Source organism: Pseudomonas auratipiscis, assembly GCF_036324085.1.
In the GTDB taxonomy this organism is placed as follows: Bacteria; Pseudomonadota; Gammaproteobacteria; order Pseudomonadales; family Pseudomonadaceae; genus Aquipseudomonas; species Aquipseudomonas auratipiscis.
Genome location: NZ_JAZDCU010000002.1, coordinates 377010 through 400055, shown reverse-complemented (window position 1 = coordinate 400055; position 23046 = coordinate 377010). Strand labels below are relative to the sequence as shown.

At 56.0% G+C, this 23046-nt stretch carries 23 protein-coding genes; 22 read left to right on the top strand and 1 reads right to left on the bottom strand.

Annotation, left to right across the window (positions count from 1 at the left end; all coding sequences use genetic code 11):
* Nucleotides 1–17: 17 nt before the first annotated feature.
* Nucleotides 18–1532 (bottom strand): chromosomal replication initiator protein DnaA, encoded by a 1515-nt coding sequence (gene dnaA / locus V0R60_RS04295; RefSeq protein ID WP_136473822.1) that lies wholly within the window; start codon nt 1530–1532, stop codon nt 18–20.
* Between the two features lie 580 nt (nt 1533–2112).
* Here dnaA and rpmH point away from each other — a divergent pair.
* The 22 genes from rpmH (at nt 2113) to V0R60_RS04185 (ending at nt 23043) form a co-directional block, all read left to right on the top strand.
* Nucleotides 2113–2247: a 50S ribosomal protein L34 gene (rpmH, locus tag V0R60_RS04290; protein ID WP_002551315.1), complete on the top strand. Its 135-nt coding sequence runs from the start codon at nt 2113–2115 to the stop codon at nt 2245–2247.
* Between the two features lie 13 nt (nt 2248–2260).
* Nucleotides 2261–2665, top strand: a complete 405-nt coding sequence (gene rnpA, locus V0R60_RS04285; protein WP_045186563.1) for a ribonuclease P protein component — start codon at nt 2261–2263, stop codon at nt 2663–2665.
* A complete protein-coding gene (gene yidD / locus V0R60_RS04280; protein ID WP_082071379.1) occupies nt 2658–2903 on the top strand; it encodes a membrane protein insertion efficiency factor YidD in 246 nt (81 codons plus the stop codon). The genes rnpA and yidD overlap by 8 nt, the downstream gene beginning before the upstream one ends.
* Nucleotides 2904–2905: 2 nt before the next feature.
* On the top strand, nt 2906–4588 hold the full coding sequence (yidC, locus tag V0R60_RS04275) for a membrane protein insertase YidC (RefSeq protein ID WP_136478853.1): 1683 nt from the start codon (nt 2906–2908) through the stop codon (nt 4586–4588).
* An 84-nt stretch (nt 4589–4672) separates the two neighbouring features.
* Nucleotides 4673–6043, top strand: a complete 1371-nt coding sequence (mnmE, locus tag V0R60_RS04270) for a tRNA uridine-5-carboxymethylaminomethyl(34) synthesis GTPase MnmE (protein WP_330078794.1) — start codon at nt 4673–4675, stop codon at nt 6041–6043.
* Nucleotides 6044–6557: 514 nt separating this feature from the next.
* A complete protein-coding gene (gene mnmG, locus V0R60_RS04265) occupies nt 6558–8450 on the top strand; it encodes a tRNA uridine-5-carboxymethylaminomethyl(34) synthesis enzyme MnmG (protein ID WP_136478851.1) in 1893 nt (630 codons plus the stop codon).
* Nucleotides 8447–9091 (top strand): 16S rRNA (guanine(527)-N(7))-methyltransferase RsmG, encoded by a 645-nt coding sequence (rsmG, locus tag V0R60_RS04260; RefSeq protein WP_330078795.1) that lies wholly within the window; start codon nt 8447–8449, stop codon nt 9089–9091. Before mnmG ends, rsmG begins: the two co-directional genes overlap by 4 nt.
* Nucleotides 9092–9109: 18 nt before the next feature.
* Nucleotides 9110–9901: a ParA family protein gene (locus V0R60_RS04255; protein WP_045186348.1), complete on the top strand. Its 792-nt coding sequence runs from the start codon at nt 9110–9112 to the stop codon at nt 9899–9901.
* Nucleotides 9902–9910: 9 nt separating this feature from the next.
* Complete coding sequence (locus V0R60_RS04250; protein ID WP_136478849.1) at nt 9911–10783, top strand: ParB/RepB/Spo0J family partition protein; 873 nt, start codon at nt 9911–9913, stop codon at nt 10781–10783.
* A gap of 149 nt (nt 10784–10932) precedes the next feature.
* Nucleotides 10933–11340 carry a F0F1 ATP synthase subunit I gene (locus V0R60_RS04245; protein ID WP_136478848.1) on the top strand — a complete coding sequence of 136 codons (408 nt, stop codon included), beginning with the start codon at nt 10933–10935 and terminating at the stop codon, nt 11338–11340.
* A 16-nt stretch (nt 11341–11356) separates the two neighbouring features.
* Complete coding sequence (gene atpB, locus V0R60_RS04240) at nt 11357–12226, top strand: F0F1 ATP synthase subunit A (RefSeq protein WP_038616144.1); 870 nt, start codon at nt 11357–11359, stop codon at nt 12224–12226.
* 143 nt (nt 12227–12369) lie between these two features.
* Nucleotides 12370–12627 carry a F0F1 ATP synthase subunit C gene (gene atpE, locus V0R60_RS04235; RefSeq protein WP_002555987.1) on the top strand — a complete coding sequence of 86 codons (258 nt, stop codon included), beginning with the start codon at nt 12370–12372 and terminating at the stop codon, nt 12625–12627.
* A 57-nt stretch (nt 12628–12684) separates the two neighbouring features.
* Nucleotides 12685–13155 (top strand): F0F1 ATP synthase subunit B, encoded by a 471-nt coding sequence (locus V0R60_RS04230; protein WP_028942553.1) that lies wholly within the window; start codon nt 12685–12687, stop codon nt 13153–13155.
* 12 nt (nt 13156–13167) lie between these two features.
* The gene (locus V0R60_RS04225) at nt 13168–13704 is read left to right on the top strand and encodes a F0F1 ATP synthase subunit delta (protein WP_330078796.1); all 537 of its coding nucleotides are present in this window, start codon (nt 13168–13170) and stop codon (nt 13702–13704) included.
* A gap of 21 nt (nt 13705–13725) precedes the next feature.
* Nucleotides 13726–15270 carry a F0F1 ATP synthase subunit alpha gene (gene atpA / locus V0R60_RS04220; RefSeq protein WP_136478844.1) on the top strand — a complete coding sequence of 515 codons (1545 nt, stop codon included), beginning with the start codon at nt 13726–13728 and terminating at the stop codon, nt 15268–15270.
* Nucleotides 15271–15320: 50 nt separating this feature from the next.
* Nucleotides 15321–16181 (top strand): F0F1 ATP synthase subunit gamma, encoded by an 861-nt coding sequence (atpG, locus tag V0R60_RS04215; RefSeq protein ID WP_136478843.1) that lies wholly within the window; start codon nt 15321–15323, stop codon nt 16179–16181.
* A gap of 27 nt (nt 16182–16208) precedes the next feature.
* Nucleotides 16209–17585: a F0F1 ATP synthase subunit beta gene (gene atpD / locus V0R60_RS04210; protein ID WP_136478842.1), complete on the top strand. Its 1377-nt coding sequence runs from the start codon at nt 16209–16211 to the stop codon at nt 17583–17585.
* A 44-nt stretch (nt 17586–17629) separates the two neighbouring features.
* Nucleotides 17630–18049, top strand: coding sequence for a F0F1 ATP synthase subunit epsilon (locus V0R60_RS04205; RefSeq protein WP_045186333.1), 420 nt, complete (start codon nt 17630–17632; stop codon nt 18047–18049).
* A gap of 123 nt (nt 18050–18172) precedes the next feature.
* On the top strand, nt 18173–19540 hold the full coding sequence (gene glmU / locus V0R60_RS04200; protein WP_330078797.1) for a bifunctional UDP-N-acetylglucosamine diphosphorylase/glucosamine-1-phosphate N-acetyltransferase GlmU: 1368 nt from the start codon (nt 18173–18175) through the stop codon (nt 19538–19540).
* A gap of 186 nt (nt 19541–19726) precedes the next feature.
* Nucleotides 19727–20506: a DeoR/GlpR family DNA-binding transcription regulator gene (locus V0R60_RS04195; protein ID WP_136478840.1), complete on the top strand. Its 780-nt coding sequence runs from the start codon at nt 19727–19729 to the stop codon at nt 20504–20506.
* Complete coding sequence (gene glmS, locus V0R60_RS04190; RefSeq protein WP_136478839.1) at nt 20506–22341, top strand: glutamine--fructose-6-phosphate transaminase (isomerizing); 1836 nt, start codon at nt 20506–20508, stop codon at nt 22339–22341. The genes V0R60_RS04195 and glmS overlap by 1 nt, the downstream gene beginning before the upstream one ends.
* A gap of 147 nt (nt 22342–22488) precedes the next feature.
* Nucleotides 22489–23043, top strand: a complete 555-nt coding sequence (locus V0R60_RS04185; protein ID WP_330078798.1) for a hypothetical protein — start codon at nt 22489–22491, stop codon at nt 23041–23043.
* The last annotated feature ends 3 nt before the right edge of the window (nt 23044–23046 follow it).

Here is a 23046-nt window from a genome sequence, read left to right as displayed (position 1 = left end):
AGCTGCGCTGACGCCAATCACGTCGTCAGAGTCCGCAGCAGGTTCTTGTAGTCCTCGCGGATATCCGCGTCGGATTCCTTGAGTTCATTGATCTTGCGGCATGCGTGCAACACCGTAGTGTGGTCGCGGCCGCCGAAAACATCACCGATTTCCGGCAAGCTGTGGTTGGTCAGCTCCTTGGACAGGGCCATGGCAACCTGACGCGGTCGAGCAACCGAACGAGAACGGCGCTTGGACAACAAGTCGGAAATCTTGATCTTGTAGTACTCGGCAACTGTGCGCTGGATGTTATCCACACTCACCAGTTTGTCCTGCAACGCCAGCAGATCCTTCAGCGACTCACGAATCAGCTCGATGGTGATGTCGCGTCCCATGAAGTGCGAGTGAGCGATGACTCGCTTCAAAGCGCCTTCAAGTTCACGCACGTTGGAGCGAATGCGCTGGGCAATGAAGAATGCAGCATCATGAGGAAGATCGACCTTCGCCTGGTCGGCCTTCTTCATAAGGATGGCCACGCGAGTTTCCAGTTCAGGAGGTTCAACAGCTACAGTCAAACCCCAACCGAAGCGCGACTTCAGGCGCTCCTCCAAACCTTCGATCTCTTTCGGATAGCGGTCGCTAGTCAAAATTACTTGCTGACCACCTTCGAGCAAGGCGTTGAAAGTGTGGAAAAACTCTTCCTGGGATCGCTCCTTACGAGCGAAGAACTGAATGTCATCGATCAGCAACGCATCAACCGAGCGGTAAAAACGTTTGAATTCGTTGATCGCGTTGAGCTGCAGCGCCTTGACCATATCAGCAACGAAGCGCTCCGAATGCAGGTAGACAACCTTGGCATTCGGATTCTTCTTGAGCAGATGGTTACCCACAGCGTGCATCAAGTGCGTTTTACCAAGACCTACACCGCCGTAAAGGAACAACGGGTTATAGCCGTGCTTGGGGTTGTCAGCGACTTGCCAGGCAGCCGCGCGAGCAAGCTGGTTGGATTTACCTTCGACAAAATTCTCGAAGGTAAAGGTTCGATTCAAGTAGCTGGTGTGCTTGAGCGCGCCTTCTACCTGAACGGTGCGTTGCTCGGCACGGCCGCTTGGCGCTGGCGCGGTATTGGGGTCGCCCATCGAATCGAAGCTGTCCCGTGATGGGGCTTGTTCGACTTCAGCAACAGCCACCGCTGCAACAGGTTTTGAGACAGGTTCATTGACCACTGCGACTTGCGCGGCCTGCGCCTGGGATGCAGCGACGGCGGCAGCCAACGGTGCATTGGGAGCAGCGCGCGGTGCCGAACTGCGCCTGCTACCTATTAATAAGGAAAGAGCAGGCGCCATCCCGTTGCCATGCTCACCCAACAGTTCGAGCAAGCGGCTCAGGTACTTTTCGTTGACCCAGTCGAGAACAAAACGATTAGGCGCGTAGACGCGCAACTCGTCGCCTTCGGCTTCGACCTGTAGCGGACGGATCCAGGTGTTGAATTGCTGGGCAGGCAGTTCATCGCGCAGAAGCTCCACGCACTGCTGCCAAAGTTCCACTGACACGGATATCCCCTGAGTTGAAAGCCGGTGAGGCAAAAACAAGCGCCCATTGTACCGAGCACCAGCGCAGTTATCCACATGCACCTGCTACGAGCACAGCGATAAATCAGCAATTTAGTGGCAAAAATGACCCTTTGGCCTTGTGCATAAGCTCTGTGGATAACCGCACTTGAGGTCTATGCACAACTGGGGGTTGAAATCGGTGGATAACCGCCCTGTGGATAACAAGCTATTTAATCCACAGCTTTTCCGAGCCTACAGCACAGTAAAAACACCTCTTCTCGACAAGGTTTCAATTCCTTGTACATGACGTTTCACAAGGCCTACAGCAATCTATCCACAGAAATGATCGGCTTAAGCTTTATAAGATTTACAGAAAAGCTTTAAATAATTCCTCTCTTTTTTTTTATGTTTAAGCGTTCGCAGGTTTAGTCCGTCCCCACGCTCCACCGCAACGAAGAACTTTCCGTCTATAAGGAAAAGCTGGTTGGAAATTGACCTACGGCCGCGCTTTCTCTAGAATCGCCGGTCTCTTAAAACGGGGGCCATTCCGGCCCGTAGTCGACGAACCAGGTAACACGCCATGAAACGTACTTTCCAACCAAGCACCATCAAGCGCGCTCGCACTCACGGTTTCCGTGCTCGTATGGCCACCAAGAACGGTCGTGCCGTTCTGTCGCGTCGCCGTGCCAAAGGCCGTAAGCGCCTGGCAGTTTGATTTTTCGGCACTGGTGGTGAGTCAGGACTTCAGTCGGGAAAAGCGTCTGCTTATTCCCCGACACTTCAAAGCGGTCTTCGACTCCCCAACCGGCAAGGTTCCAGGGAAAAACCTCCTGCTCCTTGCTCGCGAGAACGGTCTGGATCATCCCCGTCTGGGGCTTGTGATCGGGAAAAAGAGCGTCAAGCTCTCCGTTCAACGCAATCGCCTGAAACGCCTGATGCGCGATTCGTTTCGCCTGAACCAGCACTTGCTTGCAGGTTGGGATATCGTGATCGTCGCGCGCAAAGGGTTGGGCGAGATTGAAAACCCAGAATTGCACCAACATTTTGGCAAGCTCTGGAAGCGCCTCGCACGTAGTCGGCCCGCTCCAGTGGTTAACACCGACTCTGTGGGGGTAGACAGTCAAGATGCGTAAACTGGCACTCGTTCCGATCCAGTTTTACCGCTATGCCATTAGTCCTCTGATGGCCAGTCACTGTCGTTTCTACCCCAGTTGCTCCTGCTACGCGTTAGAAGCCATCGAAAACCATGGTCTTTTACGTGGCGGGTGGCTTACCGTTCGTCGCCTGGGGCGTTGTCATCCGTGGAATGCCGGCGGTTTTGACCCGGTTCCGCCTGCTCCCTCTTCCCGTTCTTCTTCGATAGCCGAGTAATCATGGATATTAAACGCACGATCCTGATCGTCGCCCTGGCAATCGTGTCCTATGTCATGGTCCTTAACTGGAACCAGGACTACGGCCAAGCTGCCTTGCCGACTCAGAATACTGCTGCCAGCAACGTTGCCCCGGCGTTGCCGGATACCGCGCAGGCCGGAAACACTGGCGCCAGCGCCGATGTGCCGAGTGCCAACGCTGAATCCAGCCCTGCCGAACTGGCGCCAGTTGCCGTTAGCAAAGACCTGATTAGGGTCAAAACTGACGTACTCGACCTGGCTATCGATCCAAACGGTGGTGACATCGCCCAGTTGATGCTGCCCAAGTATCCGCGCCGTCAGGATCATCCAGACATTCCATTCCAGTTGTTCGATAACGGTGGTGAACGTACTTACCTGGCTCAAAGTGGCCTCACTGGCACCAATGGTCCGGATGCACGTTCGAGCGGTCGCCCGTTGTACGCTGCCGACAAGAAAAGTTATCAACTGGCTGATGGCCAGGATCAACTGGTAGTCGACCTCAAATTCAGCGATAACGGTGTCAACTACATCAAGCGCTTCAGTTTCAAGCGCGGCGAGTATGATCTGACCGTTACTTACCTGATCGATAACCAGAGCGCACAGCCTTGGACCGGTAATCTGTTTGCACAACTGAAGCGTGACGCCAGCTCGGATCCGTCTTCCAGCACTGCAACTGGTACTGCGACCTACTTGGGTGCTGCCCTGTGGACAAGTTCAGAACCCTACAAAAAAGTGTCGATGAAAGACATCGACAAGGGAAATCTGAAAGAAAATGTTACCGGTGGATGGGTAGCCTGGCTCCAGCACTACTTCGTTACTGCCTGGATTCCGAACAAGTCTGAAAACAATATCGTTCAGACGCGTAAAGACAGCCAAGGTAACTACATCATTGGTTTCACTGGCCCGGCGTTGAATGTTGCCGCTGGCGCTACCGGCGAAACCAGTGCCATGTTGTACGCAGGTCCTAAGATTCAGGACAAACTCAAAACGTTGTCCCCAGGTCTGGAACTGACTGTCGACTACGGCATTCTGTGGTTCATCGCCCAGCCAATCTTCTGGTTGCTGCAACATATCCACAACCTGCTCGGCAACTGGGGCTGGTCGATCATCGTCCTGACCATGCTGATCAAGCTGTTGTTCTTCCCACTGTCGGCTGCCAGCTACAAGTCGATGGCGCGCATGCGTGCCGTTGCACCAAAACTGGCCGCACTGAAAGAACAGCATGGCGATGATCGGCAGAAAATGTCGCAGGCCATGATGGAGCTGTACAAGAAAGAGAAGATCAACCCGTTGGGTGGCTGTCTGCCGATTCTAGTGCAGATGCCAGTCTTCCTTTCGCTGTATTGGGTACTGCTTGAAAGCGTCGAGATGCGTCAAGCACCTTGGATGTTCTGGATTACCGACCTGTCGATCAAGGATCCGTTCTTCATCCTGCCGATCATCATGGGCGCAACCATGTTCATCCAGCAGCAGCTGAACCCGACGCCTCCGGATCCGATGCAGGCCAAGGTAATGAAAATGATGCCTATCATCTTCACCTTCTTCTTCCTGTGGTTCCCTGCAGGTCTGGTGCTGTACTGGGTTGTGAACAACTGCTTGTCGATCGCGCAGCAGTGGTACATCACTCGCAGCATCGAGAAGGCTACCAAGAAAGCCGCTGCATAACGGGTTAGCCAGCTAACCTGTGGATAAACGCCCCCTCGTGGGGCGTTTTGCTATCTGTCGTTTTTTGTCGTGAGGCCTTCGAGCATGAATACTGTTCGTGAAACCATTGCCGCCATTGCTACCGCCCAGGGGCGTGGGGGCGTTGGAATCGTGCGACTCTCCGGACCTTTGGCGCAGCAAGCCGGGCTGGTCATCTGCGGAAAATCGCTGACTCCTCGGCATGCGCACTACGGACCGTTTCGCGCCGATGATGGCTTGATAGTCGATGAAGGCATTGCTCTGTTTTTCCCTGGTCCGAACTCATTCACCGGCGAAGATGTATTGGAGTTGCAGGGACACGGCGGCCCTGTAGTGCTCGACATGCTCCTGCAGCGCTGTGTACAACTGGGATGTCGTCTGGCTCGTCCAGGGGAATTCAGCGAACGTGCGTTCCTCAATGACAAGCTCGACCTGGCTCAGGCCGAGGCGATTGCCGACTTGATCGAAGCCAGTTCTGCACAGGCTGCGCGCAATGCCTTGCGTTCATTGCAGGGTGAGTTTTCCCGTCGTGTGGATAACCTTACGGAAAAGCTGATCAGCTTGCGGATTTACGTCGAGGCGGCAATCGACTTCCCTGAAGAAGAAATCGATTTTCTTGCCGATGGCCATGTTCTGGGCATGCTCGATGATGTCCGTACCCACTTATCCACCGTACAGCGAGAGGCAGGGCAGGGGGCATTGCTGCGCGACGGCATGACTGTTGTGATCGCTGGCCGCCCCAACGCCGGTAAATCCAGCTTGCTTAACGTGCTGGCCGGTCGCGAGGCCGCCATTGTTACTGACATCGCCGGTACCACTCGGGATATTTTGCGCGAACATATCCACATTGATGGAATGCCGCTGCATGTCGTCGACACCGCAGGGTTGCGCAATACCGATGATCATGTGGAAAAGATCGGCGTCGAACGTGCGCTGAAGGCCATCACTGAAGCTGATCGAGTGCTCTTGGTAGTCGACTCGACGGCGCCCGAAGCAAGTGATCCTTTTGCCTTGTGGCCTGAATTTCTCGATCTGCGTCCAGATCCAGCAAAGGTCACGCTGATACGGAACAAGGCTGACTTGAGCGGTGAGCGCATCACGATGGAAAAAAGTGACGATGGCCACGTCACGATCACCTTGAGTGCCAAGGATTCCGACCAAGGGCTTGAGCTGCTGCGCGAGCACCTAAAGGCCTGCATGGGCTATGAACAAACCGCGGAGAGCAGCTTCAGCGCCCGCAGACGCCATTTGGAGGCACTGCAAAGGGCTAGCGCACACCTAGAACACGGACGTGCTCAATTGACCTTGGCAGGAGCCGGTGAACTGCTGGCAGAGGACCTGCGTCAGGCCCAGCAAGCGCTGGGCGAAATCACCGGAGCATTCAGTTCCGACGATTTGCTCGGGCGTATTTTCTCCAGCTTCTGCATCGGTAAATAATTTTCTTATCCACAGCCGGGTCCGCAATGGGCCTGGCCGCTGCGCTTTTCCCACCTATTTCCCTTCCCATAGAGCTGCCTTCGGCACGACCTCTGCGCGTTCGCCTGTGCGCCTGACTTCAATTCGCATAAATAAGCCCTGTGGAAAACCTAGCCTCAGCTCCGTTGATAACTAGCCCTAAAAGCTGAAGATAACGACGCCTGTGGGTAAGTGACGTTTTAATCCACAGGCTTAAGACGCTTATCCAGAGTGCTCATGGTGGGTAGACCACAGGGTTATAAATCTCTGTACAGTACGAAAATAAAGGCTTGTAGAGCTTTATCCACAGAAAATGTGCTCTATAGAAATAAACATAAAAACAAAGCTTTAATAAATTTCTCTCTTTTAATTTCTATTGCTCACCATTCATCCACAGCCTGGTTAAATTTTGTGCAAAAGGTTCCTTTAGAGGGGGGGAAGTCCCTATACTTGTGCGTTATCCCTATCTATTCCCGAAACAGGCACGAGGTGCGTGGTGGATTTCCCTTCCCGTTTTGAAGTGATCGTCATCGGCGGCGGCCATGCCGGTACCGAGGCTGCGCTTGCGTCTGCACGCATGGGCGTAAAAACCCTACTGCTGACCCACAACGTGGAAACCCTCGGTCATATGAGTTGCAACCCGGCCATTGGTGGTATCGGCAAAAGCCACCTGGTTAAGGAAATTGATGCGCTCGGCGGCGTCATGGCATTGGCCACTGACAAGAGCGGTATCCAATTCCGTGTTTTGAACAACCGTAAAGGCCCGGCTGTACGGGCTACACGCGCACAAACCGACCGCGCTATCTACAAGGCGGTGGTACGTGAAATTCTTGAGAACCAGCCCAACCTGTGGATATTTCAGCAGTCGTGCGATGACTTGATCGTCGAGCAGGACCAGGTACGCGGCGTGGTGACTCAGATGGGTCTGCGTTTCTTCGCTGATTCAGTAGTGCTGACGACCGGGACCTTCCTCGGTGGACTTATCCACATTGGATTGCAGAATTACTCCGGCGGTCGCGCGGGTGACCCGCCAGCGATTGCCCTGGCGCATCGCTTGCGCGAGCTTCCGTTACGTGTAGGCCGCCTGAAAACCGGTACGCCGCCGCGTATCGATGGCCGCTCTGTGGATTTCTCGGTGATGACTGAGCAACCTGGCGACACACCGATTCCAGTGATGTCTTTCATGGGCTCCAAGGAACAGCACCCACGTCAGGTCAGTTGCTGGATTACCCACACCAATGCCCGCACCCACGAAATCATTGCCTCGAACCTTGACCGTTCGCCGATGTACTCCGGGGTCATCGAAGGTATTGGCCCACGCTATTGCCCGTCGATCGAGGACAAGATCCATCGCTTTGCCGACAAGGAAAGCCATCAGGTGTTCATCGAGCCTGAAGGCCTGAATACCCACGAGCTTTACCCCAACGGAATATCCACATCACTGCCATTCGATGTGCAGTTGCAGATCGTCCGTTCGATCCGCGGTATGGAAAACGCCCACATCGTGCGCCCGGGCTATGCCATCGAATACGATTACTTCGATCCACGTGATCTGAAGTACAGCCTGGAAACCAAGGTTATTGGTGGGTTGTTCTTTGCCGGTCAAATCAATGGTACGACTGGCTACGAAGAGGCCGGTGCACAAGGTTTGCTGGCTGGAACCAACGCTGCATTGCGTGCTCAGGGCCGCGAAAGCTGGTGCCCACGTCGTGACGAGGCGTATATCGGCGTGCTGGTCGACGACCTGATTACCCTGGGTACCCAGGAGCCATACCGAATGTTCACCTCGCGCGCCGAATACCGGTTGATCCTGCGCGAGGACAACGCTGATTTGCGCCTGACCGAAAAAGGTCGTGAGCTTGGTCTGGTCGATGATCAACGTTGGGCTGCCTTCAGCGCCAAGCGCGAGGGCATTGCCCTGGAAGAGCAGCGACTGAAATCGACCTGGGTTCGTCCAGACACCGCACAGGGGCAAGCGATTGCTGAGAAGTTCGGCACGCCGTTGAGCCATGAGTACAACTTGCTCAACCTGCTGACCCGCCCGGAAATCGACTACGCTGGCCTGATGGAGGTGACGGGTGGCAGCGATGTCGATCCGCAAGTCGCCGAGCAAGTCGAGATCAAGACCAAATACGCCGGTTACATCGACCGGCAACAGGAAGAAATCGCCCGCTTGCGTGCCAGTGAAGACACCCGCCTGCCCGACGATATCGATTACAGCGGTATTTCCGGTCTATCCAAGGAAATTCAGAGCAAGCTGGGTCAAACCCGGCCTGAAACGTTGGGTCAGGCATCGCGTATTCCTGGTGTAACCCCGGCAGCAATCTCCCTGTTGCTGATTCATCTGAAAAAACGCGGCGCAAGCCGTGAGTTGGAGCAAAGCGCTTGAGTTCTCAGGTCACCCCTCAACACGCTGAAGAGTTGTCCACAGGTGCCCGCCAGCTCGGCGTCGAGTTGAGCGAAACGCATCACGCGCAACTGCTGGCTTACCTGGCCCTGCTGATCAAGTGGAACAAGGCATACAACCTGACCGCCGTGCGCGATCCGGACGAGATGGTTTCTCGGCATCTGTTGGACAGCTTGAGCGTCATGCCATTTATCCACAGCGAGCGCTGGCTCGACGTTGGCAGCGGCGGCGGGATGCCCGGTATTCCGCTGGCTATTCTGCATCCGGACAAACAAGTCACGGTTCTGGATAGCAATGGCAAGAAGACTCGCTTCCTGACCCAGGTGAAACTGGAGCTGAAGTTGGACAACCTCACAGTTATCCACAGCCGGGTCGAAGCATTTCAACCGGCGATGCCTTTCACTGGAATTGTTTCTCGTGCTTTCAGCAGCATGGAGAACTTTACCAACTGGACTCGCCACCTTGGCGATGCGCAGACGCAGTGGTTGGCAATGAAAGGGCTGCATCCTGCCGATGAGCTGGTAGCATTGCCGGCAGATTTCAGAGTAGATAGCGAGCAGGCCTTGACCGTACCGGGTTGCCAAGGCCAGCGCCATCTGCTGATACTGCGCCGCACGGCATGATTGGGAACACAAGCAAGAATGGCTAAGGTATTCGCTATCGCGAACCAGAAAGGTGGTGTGGGTAAGACCACCACCTGTATCAACCTCGCAGCATCGCTGGTCGCGACCAAGCGCCGGGTGCTGCTGATCGATCTCGATCCACAGGGCAACGCCACCATGGGTAGCGGTGTGGATAAACACGTCCTGGAACATTCGGTCTACGACTTGCTGATCGGTGAATGCGATCTGGCCCAGGCCATGCACTTCTCCGAGCACGGTGGTTACCAGCTATTGCCGGCCAACCGCGACCTGACAGCGGCGGAAGTCGTGCTGCTGGAAATGCAGATGAAGGAAAGCCGGTTGCGCACGGCGCTGGCGCCTATCCGCGAGAATTACGATTACATCCTGATCGACTGTCCGCCATCGCTGTCGATGCTGACGCTCAACGCCCTGGTTGCTGCCGATGGCGTGATCATTCCGATGCAGTGTGAGTACTTTGCGCTGGAAGGCTTGAGCGACCTTGTGGATAACATCAAGCGTATTGGTGAGCGTCTGAACCCGCAGCTCAAGGTCGAAGGCCTGCTGCGGACCATGTACGACCCGCGCCTGAGTCTGATCAACGATGTGTCTGCGCAACTCAAGGAACACTTCGGCGACCAGCTTTACGATACGGTGATTCCGCGCAATATCCGTCTCGCCGAGGCGCCGAGCTTCGGCATGCCGGCGCTGGCTTACGACAAGCAATCTCGTGGTGCGCTGGCCTATCTGGCCCTGGCAGGGGAACTCGTACGCCGTCAGCGCCGTCCATCACGCACTGCACAAACAACTTAAGGAATCCGTATGGCCGTTAAGAAACGGGGTCTCGGACGTGGGTTGGATGCACTGCTCAGTGGTCCCACCGTCAGTGCGCTCGAAGAGCAGGCTGTCAAGGTCGACCAGAAAGAACTGCAACACCTGCCGCTCGACTTGATCGAGCGCGGAAAATACCAGCCTCGTCGGGACATGGACCCGCAAGCGCTGGAAGAACTGGCTAACTCGATCAAGAGCCAGGGCGTGATGCAGCCTATCGTGGTCCGCCCGATTGCTGAAAACCGCTACGAAATCATCGCCGGTGAGCGTCGCTGGCGTGCCAGCCAGCAGGCCGGCATGGAAACTATCCCGGCCATGGTCCGCGATGTGCCCGACGAAGCGGCGATCGCCATGGCCCTGATCGAGAACATTCAACGCGAAGACCTCAATCCAGTGGAAGAGGCGATTGCACTGCAGCGCCTGCAAGTGGAATTTCAGCTCACCCAGCAGCAGGTAGCTGACGCTGTGGGTAAGTCGCGGGTGACCGTGGCGAATTTGCTGCGACTGATTTCGCTGCCGGATGTGATCAAGACCATGCTGTCCCACGGTGATCTGGAAATGGGTCATGCGCGGGCACTTCTGGGTTTGCCGGAAGAACAGCAGGTTGACGGGGCGCGTCATGTTGTCGCACGTGGGCTGACTGTACGTCAGACCGAAGCACTGGTTCGCCAGTGGCTCAATGGTAAGCCGGAGCCGGTCGAAGCGGCTAAACCAGACCCGGATATCACCCGCCTTGAACAGCGTCTGGCAGAGCGTTTGGGCTCGGCAGTACAGATACGTCACGGTAACAAGGGTAAAGGTCAGTTAGTTATCCGTTACAACTCGCTAGATGAGTTGCAAGGTGTGCTGGCTCACATCCGCTGAAACAATTCGATTTGTAGCGCATAGTCGGAAATCACTACCCAGCAGTTGAATAGGGGTTAAACCGCCCCTATACTCTGCGCGCATTTTGTCGGCACAAATTATGCCAAGTCATAGCTGACTGGCTGGTCGACTTTTGAGGAGCAGTTGTGATGGAAACCCGCACGCCAAACCGCTTGCCTTTCCATCGCTGGGCGGTTTTTCCGGTACTGTTGGCTCAATGCGTAGTGTTTTTGCTGGCAACTTTGGTGTTGTGGCAGTGGCATGGGGCAGTTACTGGATATTCAGCACTCTGCGGAGGGTTGATTGCCTGGCTGCCTAATGTGTATTTCGCCTGGAAGGCTTTTCGTTACACGGGAGCCAGGGCAGCGCAGGCTATCGTCAAGTCGTTTTACGCTGGCGAAGCAGGCAAATTGATTTTGACGGCAGTGCTGTTTGCACTGACGTTTGCAGGAGTGAAGCCATTGGCGCCGTTAGCAGTCTTCGGTGTCTTTCTGCTGACCCAGTTGGTCAGCTGGTTCGCGCCCCTGCTGATGAATATAAGACTTTCGAGACCTTAGGGCGTTTGAGGCAACCATGGCAGCAGAAACCGCTTCGGGCTATATCCAGCACCACTTGCAGAACCTGACCTTCGGTCAACTACCAGACGGCGGTTGGGGCTTTGCCCATTCCGCAGCAGAAGCCAAAGCAATGGGCTTCTGGGCTTTCCACCTGGATACCCTGGGTTGGTCGGTCGCACTGGGTCTGCTTTTCGTATTCCTGTTCCGCATGGCAGCCAAGAAGGCAACTTCCGGCCAGCCTGGCGGCCTGCAGAACTTCGTTGAAGTGATGGTGGAATTCGTCGACGGCAGCGTCAAGGACAGCTTCCACGGTCGTAGCCCGGTGATCGCCCCACTGGCGCTGACCATTTTCGTCTGGGTTTTCCTGATGAACGCCATCGACCTGATCCCGGTCGACTGGATTCCTCAGCTGGCCATGCTGATCTCCGGTGATCCGCACATTCCATTCCGCGCGGTTTCGACTACCGACCCGAACGCTACCCTGGCCATGGCCTTCAGCGTTTTCGCCCTGATCATTTTCTACAGCATCAAGGTCAAGGGTATCGGCGGTTTCCTCGGCGAACTGACCCTGCACCCGTTCGGCAGCAAGAACATTTTCGTTCAGATCCTGCTGATCCCGGTCAACTTCCTGCTTGAATTCGTTACCTTGATCGCCAAGCCGATCTCGCTGGCCCTGCGTCTGTTCGGCAACATGTATGCCGGCGAGCTGGTGTTCATCCTGATCGCTGTAATGTTCGGCAGCGGCCTGTTGTGGCTGAGCGGCCTCGGTGTGGTGCTGCAATGGGCGTGGGCTGTGTTCCACATCCTGATCATCACCCTGCAAGCGTTCATCTTCATGATGCTTACCATCGTCTACTTGTCGATGGCTCACGAAGATAACCATTAAGACCGCCTGGCGTGTCTGATGGCCCTTCCGCAGGTTTTGGGGAGGGTCGAAAAAGTCCGCAAGGGCAGCTGTACAAAACGATTTTGTTTTACCGCTTCAAACTAAAAAACCTAACCAATACGACGTAAAAGTCGGGAGGAAAGATGGAAACTGTAGTTGGTCTTACCGCTATCGCTGTTGCTCTGCTGATCGGCCTGGGTGCCCTGGGTACCGCCATTGGTTTCGGCCTGCTGGGCGGCAAGTTCCTGGAAGGCGCAGCTCGCCAGCCAGAAATGGTTCCAATGCTGCAAGTTAAAATGTTCATCGTTGCCGGTCTGCTCGACGCCGTAACCATGATCGGTGTTGGTATCGCACTGTTCTTCACCTTCGCTAATCCTTTCGTTGGTCAACTCGCCGGCTAATCACTCGAATTCTCGAGTGGTTTGGTGTGATGGACAAAGAACGAGCGAGGTGTTGGCGTGAACATTAATGCAACCCTGATTGGTCAGTCCGTTGCGTTCTTCATTTTTGTGCTGTTCTGCATGAAGTTCGTGTGGCCTCCGGTCATCGCGGCATTGCAAGAACGTCAGAAGAAGATCGCGGATGGACTGGACGCTGCCAACCGAGCAGCTCGCGACCTGGAGTTGGCCCAAGATAAAGCGGGTCAGCAACTGCGCGAAGCGAAAGCTCAGGCAGCCGAAATCATTGAGCAAGCCAAGAAGCGCGGTGCTCAGATCGTCGAGGAAGCCCGTGACCAGGCCCGCGTCGAAGCTGACCGTGTGAAGGCTCAGGCTCAAGCCGAGATCGAACAGGAAATTAACAGTGTCAAAGACGCGCTGCGTGCCCAAGTGGGTAGCCTGGCCGTTGGCGGTGCTGAAAAGATCCTTGGCGCCACAATCGATCAAAACGCGCATGCGGAGCTGGTTAATAAACTGGCCGCTGAAATTTAAGCGAGGGCGATCATGGCAGAACTGACCACGTTGGCCCGACCTTACGCTAAGGCGGCCTTTGAGCACGCACAGGCCCATCAGCAACTGGCCAATTGGTCAGCCATGCTCGGCCTGGCTGCTGCAGTGTCGGAAGACGGCACTATGCAGCGCCTGCTCAAGGCCCCGCGACTGACGAGCGCAGAAAAGGCCGCCACGTTCATTGACGTGTGCGGTGACAAGTTCGATGCACAGGCACAGAATTTCATTCATGTTGCCGCGGAAAACGATCGTCTCCTGCTTTTGCCGGAGATTTCGGCCCTGTTCGAGCTGTACAAAGCTGAACAAGAGAAATCCGTGGACGTGGAAGTCACTAGTGCTTTTGCGTTGAACCAAGAACAGCAAGACAAACTCGCCAAGGTTCTCAGTGCACGGCTCAGCCGGGAAGTGCGCCTGCATGCGACGGAGGATGCCTCCCTTATCGGTGGTGTCGTAATCCGCGCAGGCGACCTGGTAATCGATGGCTCGGTTCGCGGCAAAATCGCGAAACTGGCTGAAGCATTGAAATCTTGAGTTTGAAGGGGCAGCAGAGCAATGCAGCAACTCAATCCTTCCGAAATAAGTGAAATCATCAAGGGCCGCATCGAGAACCTCGATGTAGCCTCTCAAGCCCGCAACGAGGGTACCGTCGTCAGCGTTTCTGACGGTATCGTGCGGATTCACGGTCTGGCCGACGTAATGTACGGCGAAATGATCGAGTTTCCAGGCGGCGTGTACGGTATGGCCCTCAACCTGGAGCAAGACTCCGTTGGTGCGGTAGTACTGGGCGCGTACGACTCCCTCGCTGAAGGCATGAGCGCCAAGTGCACCGGCCGCATCCTCGAAGTTCCAGTTGGTAAGGAACTGCTGGGTCGCGTTGTTGACGCACTGGGCAACCCAATTGATGGCAAGGGCCCACTGGGCAACACCGAGACCGACGCGGTCGAGAAAGTTGCTCCGGGCGTTATCTGGCGTAAGTCGGTAGACCAGCCTGTACAGACTGGCTACAAATCCGTCGACGCCATGATCCCTGTCGGCCGTGGCCAGCGTGAGCTGATCATCGGTGACCGTCAGATCGGTAAGACCGCCATGGCGATCGACGCCATCATCAACCAGAAAGACTCCGGTATTTTCTGTGTTTATGTCGCTGTCGGCCAAAAGCGTTCCACCGTTGCCAACATCGTTCGCAAGCTGGAAGAAAACGGCGCCCTGGCCAACACCATCGTGGTTGTTGCCAGTGCTTCGGAATCCGCCGCACTGCAATTCCTGGCGCCATACGCCGGTTGCACCATGGGCGAGTTCTTCCGTGACCGCGGTGAAGACGCTCTGATCGTTTACGATGACCTGTCCAAGCAGGCTGTTGCCTACCGTCAGATCTCCCTGCTGCTGCGCCGTCCACCAGGACGTGAAGCGTACCCAGGTGACGTGTTCTATCTCCACTCCCGTCTGCTGGAGCGTGCTTCGCGCGTTTCTGAAGAGTACGTTGAGAAGTTCACCAACGGTGCTGTAACTGGCAAGACCGGTTCTCTGACCGCCCTGCCGATCATCGAAACCCAGGCTGGCGACGTTTCCGCGTTCGTTCCGACCAACGTGATTTCCATCACCGACGGTCAGATCTTCCTGGAATCGGCCATGTTCAACTCGGGCATCCGTCCTGCAGTTAACGCCGGTGTTTCGGTATCCCGTGTGGGTGGTGCCGCTCAGACCAAGATCATCAAGAAGCTCTCCGGTGGTATCCGTACCGCTCTGGCTCAGTACCGTGAACTGGCGGCATTCGCTCAGTTCGCTTCTGACCTGGACGAAGCCACCCGTAAGCAACTCGAACACGGTCAACGTGTTACCGAGCTGATGAAGCAGAAGCAATACGCTCCAATGTCCATCGCGGACATGGCGCTGTCGCTGTATGCCGCTGAGCGTGGGTTCCTGACCGACGTTGAAATCCCTAAGATCGGTAGCTTCGAACAAGCGCTGATCTCTTACTTCAACCGTGATCACGCCGAACTGATGGCGAAGATCAACGTGAAGGGTGACTTCAACGACGAAATCGACGCTGGCATCAAAGCCGGTATCGAGAAGTTCAAGGCCACCCAAACCTGGTAAGCCGCAGCGGGGGCTTTGCAGCCCCCGCTTGCTAACCTGATAGGTGTTACATGGCAGGCGCAAAAGAGATTCGCAGTAAGATTGCGAGCATCAAAAGCACGCAAAAAATTACCAGCGCCATGGAAAAAGTGGCGGTCAGCAAGATGCGCAAGGCTCAAATGCGCATGGCTGCTAGCCGTCCTTACGCGGAGCGTATCCGCCAGGTTATTGGTCATCTGGCCAACGCTAACCCGGAATACCGCCACCCCTTCATGATCGATCGCCCTGTAAAGCGCGTCGGTTATGTAGTTGTGAGCAGTGACCGTGGTTTGTGCGGTGGCTTGAACACCAACCTGTTCAAGGCTCTGGTCAAGGACATGGCGGTCAACCGCGAGCAAAGTATCGAGATCGATCTTTGCGTGGTTGGCAGCAAAGGTGCGGCGTTTTTCCGCAGCTTCGGCGGTAACGTCGTTGCAGCGATCAGCCACCTGGGCGAAGAGCCGTCGATCAACGATCTGATCGGCAGCGTCAAGGTCATGCTGGACGCTTTCCTGGATGGTCGTATCGATCGTCTGTCCGTGGTATCGAACAAGTTCGTCAATACCATGACGCAAACTCCAACGGTCGAGCAGTTGATTCCGTTGGTTGCAACCCCGGATCAAGAACTCAAGCACCACTGGGACTACCTCTACGAACCTGACGCCAAAGAGCTGCTGGACGGCCTGATGGTGCGTTACGTGGAGTCGCAGGTCTACCAGGCGGTGGTCGAGAACAACGCAGCTGAACAAGCTGCCCGGATGATCGCAATGAAGAACGCCACCGACAACGCCGGTGATTTGATCAGCGAATTGCAGCTGATCTACAACAAGGCGCGTCAGGCTGCGATCACCCAAGAGATCTCGGAAATCGTCGGCGGCGCTGCCGCGGTTTAACGGTTCAAATATTCAGAGGATCCAGCTATGAGTAGCGGACGTATCGTTCAAATCATCGGCGCCGTCATCGACGTGGAATTCCCACGTGACAGCGTTCCGAGTGTGTATAACGCACTGAAAGTACAAGGCGCGGAAACTACCCTGGAAGTCCAGCAGCAGCTGGGCGACGGCGTAGTCCGTACCATTGCGATGGGCTCGACCGAAGGCTTGAAGCGCGGTCTGGAAGTTGCCGATACTGGCGCAGCCATCTCCGTACCTGTCGGTAAAGCGACCCTGGGCCGGATCATGGACGTCCTGGGTAACCCAATCGACGAAGCTGGTCCTATCGGTGAAGAAGAGCGTTGGGGCATCCACCGCGACGCTCCTTCGTTCGCTGACCAGGCAGGCGGCAACGACCTGCTGGAAACCGGCATCAAGGTTATCGACCTGGTTTGCCCGTTCGCCAAGGGTGGTAAAGTCGGTCTGTTCGGTGGTGCCGGTGTAGGCAAAACCGTAAACATGATGGAACTGATCCGTAACATCGCCATCGAGCACAGCGGTTATTCCGTGTTCGCCGGTGTGGGTGAGCGTACTCGTGAGGGTAACGACTTCTACCACGAGATGAAGGATTCCAACGTACTGGACAAGGTTGCTCTGGTATACGGCCAAATGAACGAGCCACCAGGAAACCGTCTGCGCGTAGCGCTGACCGGCCTGACCATGGCTGAGAAGTTCCGTGACGAAGGTAACGACGTTCTGCTGTTCGTCGACAACATCTATCGTTACACCTTGGCCGGTACTGAAGTATCCGCACTGCTGGGCCGTATGCCTTCGGCAGTAGGTTACCAGCCGACCCTGGCTGAAGAGATGGGCGTTCTGCAAGAGCGTATCACTTCGACCAAGGAAGGTTCGATCACCTCGATCCAGGCCGTTTACGTTCCTGCGGACGACTTGACCGACCCGTCGCCAGCGACCACTTTCGCCCACTTGGACGCCACCGTCGTACTGTCCCGTGACATCGCTTCCCTGGGTATCTACCCAGCGGTCGATCCACTGGACTCGACTTCGCGCCAGCTGGACCCGAACGTTATCGGCAACGAGCACTACGATACCGCTCGCGGTGTTCAGTACGTGCTGCAGCGCTACAAAGAGCTGAAGGACATCATTGCTATTCTGGGTATGGACGAACTGTCCGAAACCGACAAGCAGCTGGTATCCCGTGCTCGTAAGATCCAGCGCTTCCTGTCCCAGCCGTTCTTCGTGGCAGAAGTCTTCACTGGTTCTCCAGGCAAATACGTTTCCCTGAAAGACACCATTGCTGGCTTCAGCGGCATCCTCAAAGGTGACTACGACCACTTGCCAGAACAAGCGTTCTACATGGTCGGCAGCATCGAAGAAGCGGTCGAGAAAGCCAAGAAACTGTAATCCCGGCGCCCCGCAAGGGGCGCTAATCAGGTTGAGGCAAGCAGATGGCTATGACAGTCCATTGCGATATCGTCAGCGCGGAAGGAGAGATTTTCTCCGGTCTGGTCGAGATGGTGGTTGCGCACGGTAACCTGGGTGATCTTGGTATCGCTCCAGGCCACGCGCCGCTGATCACTAATCTGAAGCCAGGTCCGATCACGCTGACCAAGCAGGGTGGCGCCCAAGAGGTGTTCTACATCTCTGGTGGTTTCCTCGAGGTCCAGCCGAACATGGTCAAGGTGCTTGCCGATACCGTGCAACGTGCTGCCGACCTGGACGAAGCTCAGGCTCAGGATGCCCTCAAGGCTGCTGAGAACGCCCTGCACGAAAAAGGCGCGGAGTTCGATTACGGCGCCGCAGCCGCTCGTCTGGCCGAGGCCGCAGCTCAGCTGCGTACCGTCCAGCAAATGCGCAAAGGCAAGTAATCTGGTTCAGGCCGATCACTTCCGCTGCGATTGAGTTAAAGGGTAGCCTCGGCTACCCTTTTTCTTTTTCCGCGTTTTATATTCTGGTCACATCACTGGCCTTCTAGGATTGGTAGCCCGTCAATGTCTCTCGATATCGTTATTCTCGCCGCAGGCCAAGGTACCCGCATGCGCTCTGCGCTGCCCAAGGTGCTGCACCCGGTTGCTGGCGACTCCATGCTCGGCCACGTTATCCACAGCGCCCGGCAGCTACAGCCTCAAGGGATTCACGTGGTGATCGGTCACGGTGCAGAGCTGGTACGTGAGCGTTTGGCGGCTGATGACCTGAACTTCGTCCTCCAGGACAAACAGCTAGGCACTGGCCATGCCGTGGCCCAGGCGCTGCCTGCGTTGACTGCCGAGACCGTGCTGATTCTCTACGGTGATGTGCCACTGATTGAAGTCGACACCCTAAACCGGCTGTTGTCCAAAGTTACGCCTCAGCAACTTGGTTTACTGACGGTCACGCTGGAAGATCCAACCGGTTACGGGCGCATCGTGCGAGATGCCCAAGGGCAAGTTGCGGCTATCGTCGAGCACAAGGATGCCAGCGACGCACAGAAAGCAATCAAGGAAGGCAACACCGGAATTCTCGCGGTGCCTGGCACGCGTTTAGCTGAGTGGTTGGGCCGCTTGTCGAATAACAACGCCCAGGGTGAGTACTACCTCACAGATGTTATTGCCATGGCCGTTGCTGATGGCTTGGTCGTTGCCACCGAGCAACCGCTCGACCCGATGGAAGTACAGGGCGCCAATGACCGTCGCCAACTGTCGGAACTCGAGCGTCATTATCAGTTGCGTGAGGGCCGTCGCCTGATGGCTCAAGGGGTGACGCTGCGTGACCCGGCGCGTTTCGATGTGCGCGGTGAAGTGACCGTTGGTCGCGATGTACTCATCGATATCAACGTCATTCTTGAAGGCCGTGTAGTCATCGAAGACGACGTGGTGATTGGTCCGAACTGCGTAATCAAGAACACTACCCTGCGCAAAGGCGCTGTGGTTAAAGCCAACAGCCATCTTGAGGGCGCGATCATGGGCGAAGGTAGCGATGCCGGTCCTTTCGCCCGCCTGCGTCCTGGTAGCGTGCTGGAGGCCCGTGCCCATGTGGGTAACTTTGTCGAACTGAAGAACGCCCACCTCGGTGAAGGCGCCAAGGCCGGTCACCTGACCTACCTGGGCGATGCTGAAGTCGGCGCCCGCACCAACATTGGTGCCGGTACCATCACCTGCAACTACGATGGTGCGAACAAGTTCAAGACGGTCCTTGGTGAGGACGTGTTCATCGGCTCCAACAACTCCCTGGTTGCGCCTGTGGATATCCTTGATGGTGCCACCACGGCTGCCGGTTCGACCATCACCCAGAACGTCGAAACCGCACAACTGGCGGTTGGCCGCGCGCGGCAGCGCAACATCGATGGCTGGAAGCGACCAGAGAAGATCAAGAAGAGCTGAGTTATGCACAGCTGAACAAAAAGGCCGACTGAACTGTGTATAAGTCGGCCTTTTTCATTCTGTGGATAAATAAGCGGAACGCTTCAGGTTACTCACAGGTGAAAATTTCATCTCTCTGCTTGACGCTTTTCGTCCTTTAGGTTTTGATTGGCATCACTAACTTTCGAAACGAAACTTAAAGACGCCATGTCGAAACGTAACACCCCCCAGCGCCGACACAATATCCTCGCCTTGCTTAACGAGCAGGGGGAAGTGAGCGTTGATGCCCTGGCCAAGCGTTTCGAAACATCGGAAGTCACCATTCGCAAGGATCTGGCGGCCCTGGAAGCCAACGGCTTGCTTCTGCGCCGCTACGGTGGTGCGGTAACCATGCCGCAGGAGCTGATCGCCGATCAGAGTCAGCCCGTCTCCCTTTATAAACAAGCTATCGCCCGGGCCGCCGTCGAACGTATTCGTGAACACGCGCGCATTATTATCGACAGCGGCAGCACCACGGCAGCGATGATTCCCGAGCTCGGTCACCAGCCCGGCCTCGTGGTGATGACTAACTCGCTGAATGTCGCGCGCGCCTTGAGTGAGCTTGAACACGAACCGGTGTTGTTGATGACCGGCGGCACCTGGGATCCGCACTCCGAGTCCTTTCAGGGGCAGGTCGCCGAGCAGGTTCTGCGTTCTTACGATTTCGACCAGCTATTCATTGGTGCTGATGGCATCGACCTGGCGCGCGGCACCACCACTTTCAATGAGCTGCTCGGCCTGAGCCGGGTAATGGCTGAAGTGGCCCGTGAAGTGATCGTGATGGTGGAGTCGGACAAGGTTGGGCGCAAGATTCCCAATCTCGAACTGCCCTGGAGCAGCGTCAGTACCCTTATTACCGATGAGCGTCTTTGTGATGAGGCGCGTAAACAAATTGAAGCCCGCGGCGTCCATGTGATTTGTGCCGCACTCTCCAAGGAGCAAAACTAATGTGTGGAATCGTTGGCGCCGTCGCTGAACGTAACATCACCACCATCCTGATCGAAGGACTAAAGCGCCTGGAATATCGCGGCTATGACAGCGCGGGTCTGGCAGTTCTCACTCAGCAAGGGAATCTCGAACGCCGCCGCCGTATCGGTAAGGTCAGTGAGCTTGAAGCCGCTGTCGCTGCCGAACCGCTGGCCGGTACGTTGGGTATTGCCCACACCCGTTGGGCGACCCACGGCGCGCCTACCGAGAGCAATGCACACCCGCATTTTTCCGGTCACGAATTGGCTGTAGTGCATAACGGCATCATCGAGAATCACGAAGCGCTGCGTGAGCAGCTCAAGGGTATGGGCTACGTATTCAGCTCCGAAACCGACACTGAGGTCATCGTCCACCTGTTGCACCACACCCTGAAGGCCATTCCAGATCTGGCCGACGCCCTGAAAGCGATCGTCAAGCAACTGCACGGTGCCTACGGCCTGGCAGTGATCAGCGCGCATCAGCCTGATCGCCTGTTGGCTGCTCGCAGTGGCAGCCCGCTGGTTATTGGCTTGGGTCATGGTGAGAACTTCCTGGCTTCGGACCAACTGGCCCTGCGTCAGGTAACTGACCGTTTCATGTACCTGGAAGAAGGCGACATCGCCGAGATTCGCCGTGACCAGGTAACCATCTGGGATTTGTCTGGCAAACAGGTACAACGCGAGTCCGTGCAGTACCACGAGGGCGCCGAGGCTGCCGATAAGGGCACGTATCGCCACTTCATGCTCAAGGAAATCCATGAGCAACCGACTGTCGTCCAACGTACTCTGGAAGGGCGTCTGGGCAAGGACCATGTCATGGTTCAGGCTTTCGGTCCGCAGGCCGCAGAACTGTTCGCCAAAGTGCGGAACGTACAGATTGTTGCCTGTGGCACCAGCTACCACGCCGGCATGGTTGCGCGTTACTGGTTGGAAGAACTGGCCGGCATTCCTTGCCAGGTCGAAGTAGCCAGCGAGTTCCGCTACCGCAAAGTGGTGGTGCAGCCCGATACCCTGTTCGTTTCAATCTCCCAGTCGGGCGAAACCGCCGACACCCTGGCAGCGTTGCGCAACGCCAAGGAACTTGGCTTCCTCGGCAGCCTGGCTATCTGCAACGTCGGTATCAGCTCGCTGGTACGTGAGTCGGACCTGACGCTGCTGACCCAGGCCGGTCCGGAAATTGGCGTAGCATCGACCAAAGCCTTTACCACCCAATTGGTATCGCTGATGCTGCTGACCTTGTCCTTGGGTCAGGTTCGTGGAACCTTGGCTGCTGGTGTCGAGGCCGAACTGGTCGAAGAACTGCGCCGCTTGCCAACTCGCCTGGGTGAAGCCCTGGCCATGGATGCCATCGTCGAGAAAACCGCCGAGCTGTTTGCCGACAAGCACCACACTTTGTTTCTTGGCCGTGGCGCGCAGTTCCCGGTCGCGATGGAGGGAGCGCTCAAGCTCAAGGAAATCTCCTATATCCACGCTGAAGCCTACCCAGCCGGTGAGCTAAAGCATGGTCCGCTGGCGTTGGTGGACAACGACATGCCCGTGGTCACGGTGGCACCGAACAATGAACTGCTGGAAAAGCTCAAGTCCAACCTGCAGGAAGTCCGCGCCCGTGGCGGTCAACTGATCGTCTTCGCTGATGAGGCCGCCGGAATGAGCAATGGTGAAGGTACCCACGTAATTGCCGTACCGCACATCATCGATGCCTTGGCGCCGATTCTGTACACCATTCCCCTGCAACTGCTGTCGTATTACGTGGCCGTGCTCAAAGGCACCGACGTCGACCAGCCGCGTAACCTAGCGAAATCTGTGACGGTTGAGTAACGAGTGCGGCTATTTTAGAAATATGGTTTCCGACAATAAAAGCGGTACCGCGACAATAAAAGCTGTCATGCGCGACTGCGGCCTCCCATAGGGGCCGCGGTCGCGTGGGTCGGCGCGATACAGTTACGTTATCCAAGCAGTCTCAGCATGCTCTCCATACCGCGTTTGCAAATTCAGCCTGAAGAGTCAATTCGCTCGTATCTGGAACGTTCTTTGTTCCTCTGCTGGGACTCTCATGCTGTCGACGACATCCGTAAATTTCAAAATAAGGTTCGATTCTTCAAATCTGACCTGAAAGAAATTTCGGTCTTTCTCGGGTGGGATGGAAGCTACGGTTTCGATCGGCTGATTTCCCTTCATACTTCCCTCGCTGTGAATTACGTTGTTGACCTCTATTGTCCTCTAGAAGTGCCAGATACGCGCAAATCCAACATTGTGCAGTTCGCCAGGCAGGAGAGAGACGAACGCGTCACTGCACTGGCGATCGACTCCTCCATGACTGAGCAGGAGCGTAAAGCGATAAAGCATATCGAATCAGCAAGCCGGAGCCCCCACGCCAAACCCCCGCGGCGTAAGCCTTTACCCAAGTCAATCAGCAGTATTTTCTCGGCCGCGCTCACGGCTGATCCCCTCAACTTGGCGCTGTGCGCAGTGATTACTCTTTCGGTGGCTGTGGTCGCCGCTGTATGGAAGCGGAGCTGAATT

Coding starts and splice junctions, on each gene's coding strand:
- rpmH (WP_002551315.1), top strand. CDS start 2,113: ATGAAACGTACTTTCCAACCAAGCACCATCAAGCGCGCTCGCACTCAC.
- yidD (WP_082071379.1), top strand. CDS start 2,658: ATGCGTAAACTGGCACTCGTTCCGATCCAGTTTTACCGCTATGCCATT.
- yidC (WP_136478853.1), top strand. CDS start 2,906: ATGGATATTAAACGCACGATCCTGATCGTCGCCCTGGCAATCGTGTCC.
- mnmE (WP_330078794.1), top strand. CDS start 4,673: ATGAATACTGTTCGTGAAACCATTGCCGCCATTGCTACCGCCCAGGGG.
- V0R60_RS04255 (WP_045186348.1), top strand. CDS start 9,110: ATGGCTAAGGTATTCGCTATCGCGAACCAGAAAGGTGGTGTGGGTAAG.
- V0R60_RS04250 (WP_136478849.1), top strand. CDS start 9,911: ATGGCCGTTAAGAAACGGGGTCTCGGACGTGGGTTGGATGCACTGCTC.
- V0R60_RS04245 (WP_136478848.1), top strand. CDS start 10,933: ATGGAAACCCGCACGCCAAACCGCTTGCCTTTCCATCGCTGGGCGGTT.
- atpB (WP_038616144.1), top strand. CDS start 11,357: ATGGCAGCAGAAACCGCTTCGGGCTATATCCAGCACCACTTGCAGAAC.
- atpE (WP_002555987.1), top strand. CDS start 12,370: ATGGAAACTGTAGTTGGTCTTACCGCTATCGCTGTTGCTCTGCTGATC.
- V0R60_RS04225 (WP_330078796.1), top strand. CDS start 13,168: ATGGCAGAACTGACCACGTTGGCCCGACCTTACGCTAAGGCGGCCTTT.
- atpA (WP_136478844.1), top strand. CDS start 13,726: ATGCAGCAACTCAATCCTTCCGAAATAAGTGAAATCATCAAGGGCCGC.
- atpG (WP_136478843.1), top strand. CDS start 15,321: ATGGCAGGCGCAAAAGAGATTCGCAGTAAGATTGCGAGCATCAAAAGC.
- atpD (WP_136478842.1), top strand. CDS start 16,209: ATGAGTAGCGGACGTATCGTTCAAATCATCGGCGCCGTCATCGACGTG.
- V0R60_RS04205 (WP_045186333.1), top strand. CDS start 17,630: ATGGCTATGACAGTCCATTGCGATATCGTCAGCGCGGAAGGAGAGATT.
- glmU (WP_330078797.1), top strand. CDS start 18,173: ATGTCTCTCGATATCGTTATTCTCGCCGCAGGCCAAGGTACCCGCATG.
- V0R60_RS04195 (WP_136478840.1), top strand. CDS start 19,727: ATGTCGAAACGTAACACCCCCCAGCGCCGACACAATATCCTCGCCTTG.
- glmS (WP_136478839.1), top strand. CDS start 20,506: ATGTGTGGAATCGTTGGCGCCGTCGCTGAACGTAACATCACCACCATC.
- V0R60_RS04185 (WP_330078798.1), top strand. CDS start 22,489: ATGCTCTCCATACCGCGTTTGCAAATTCAGCCTGAAGAGTCAATTCGC.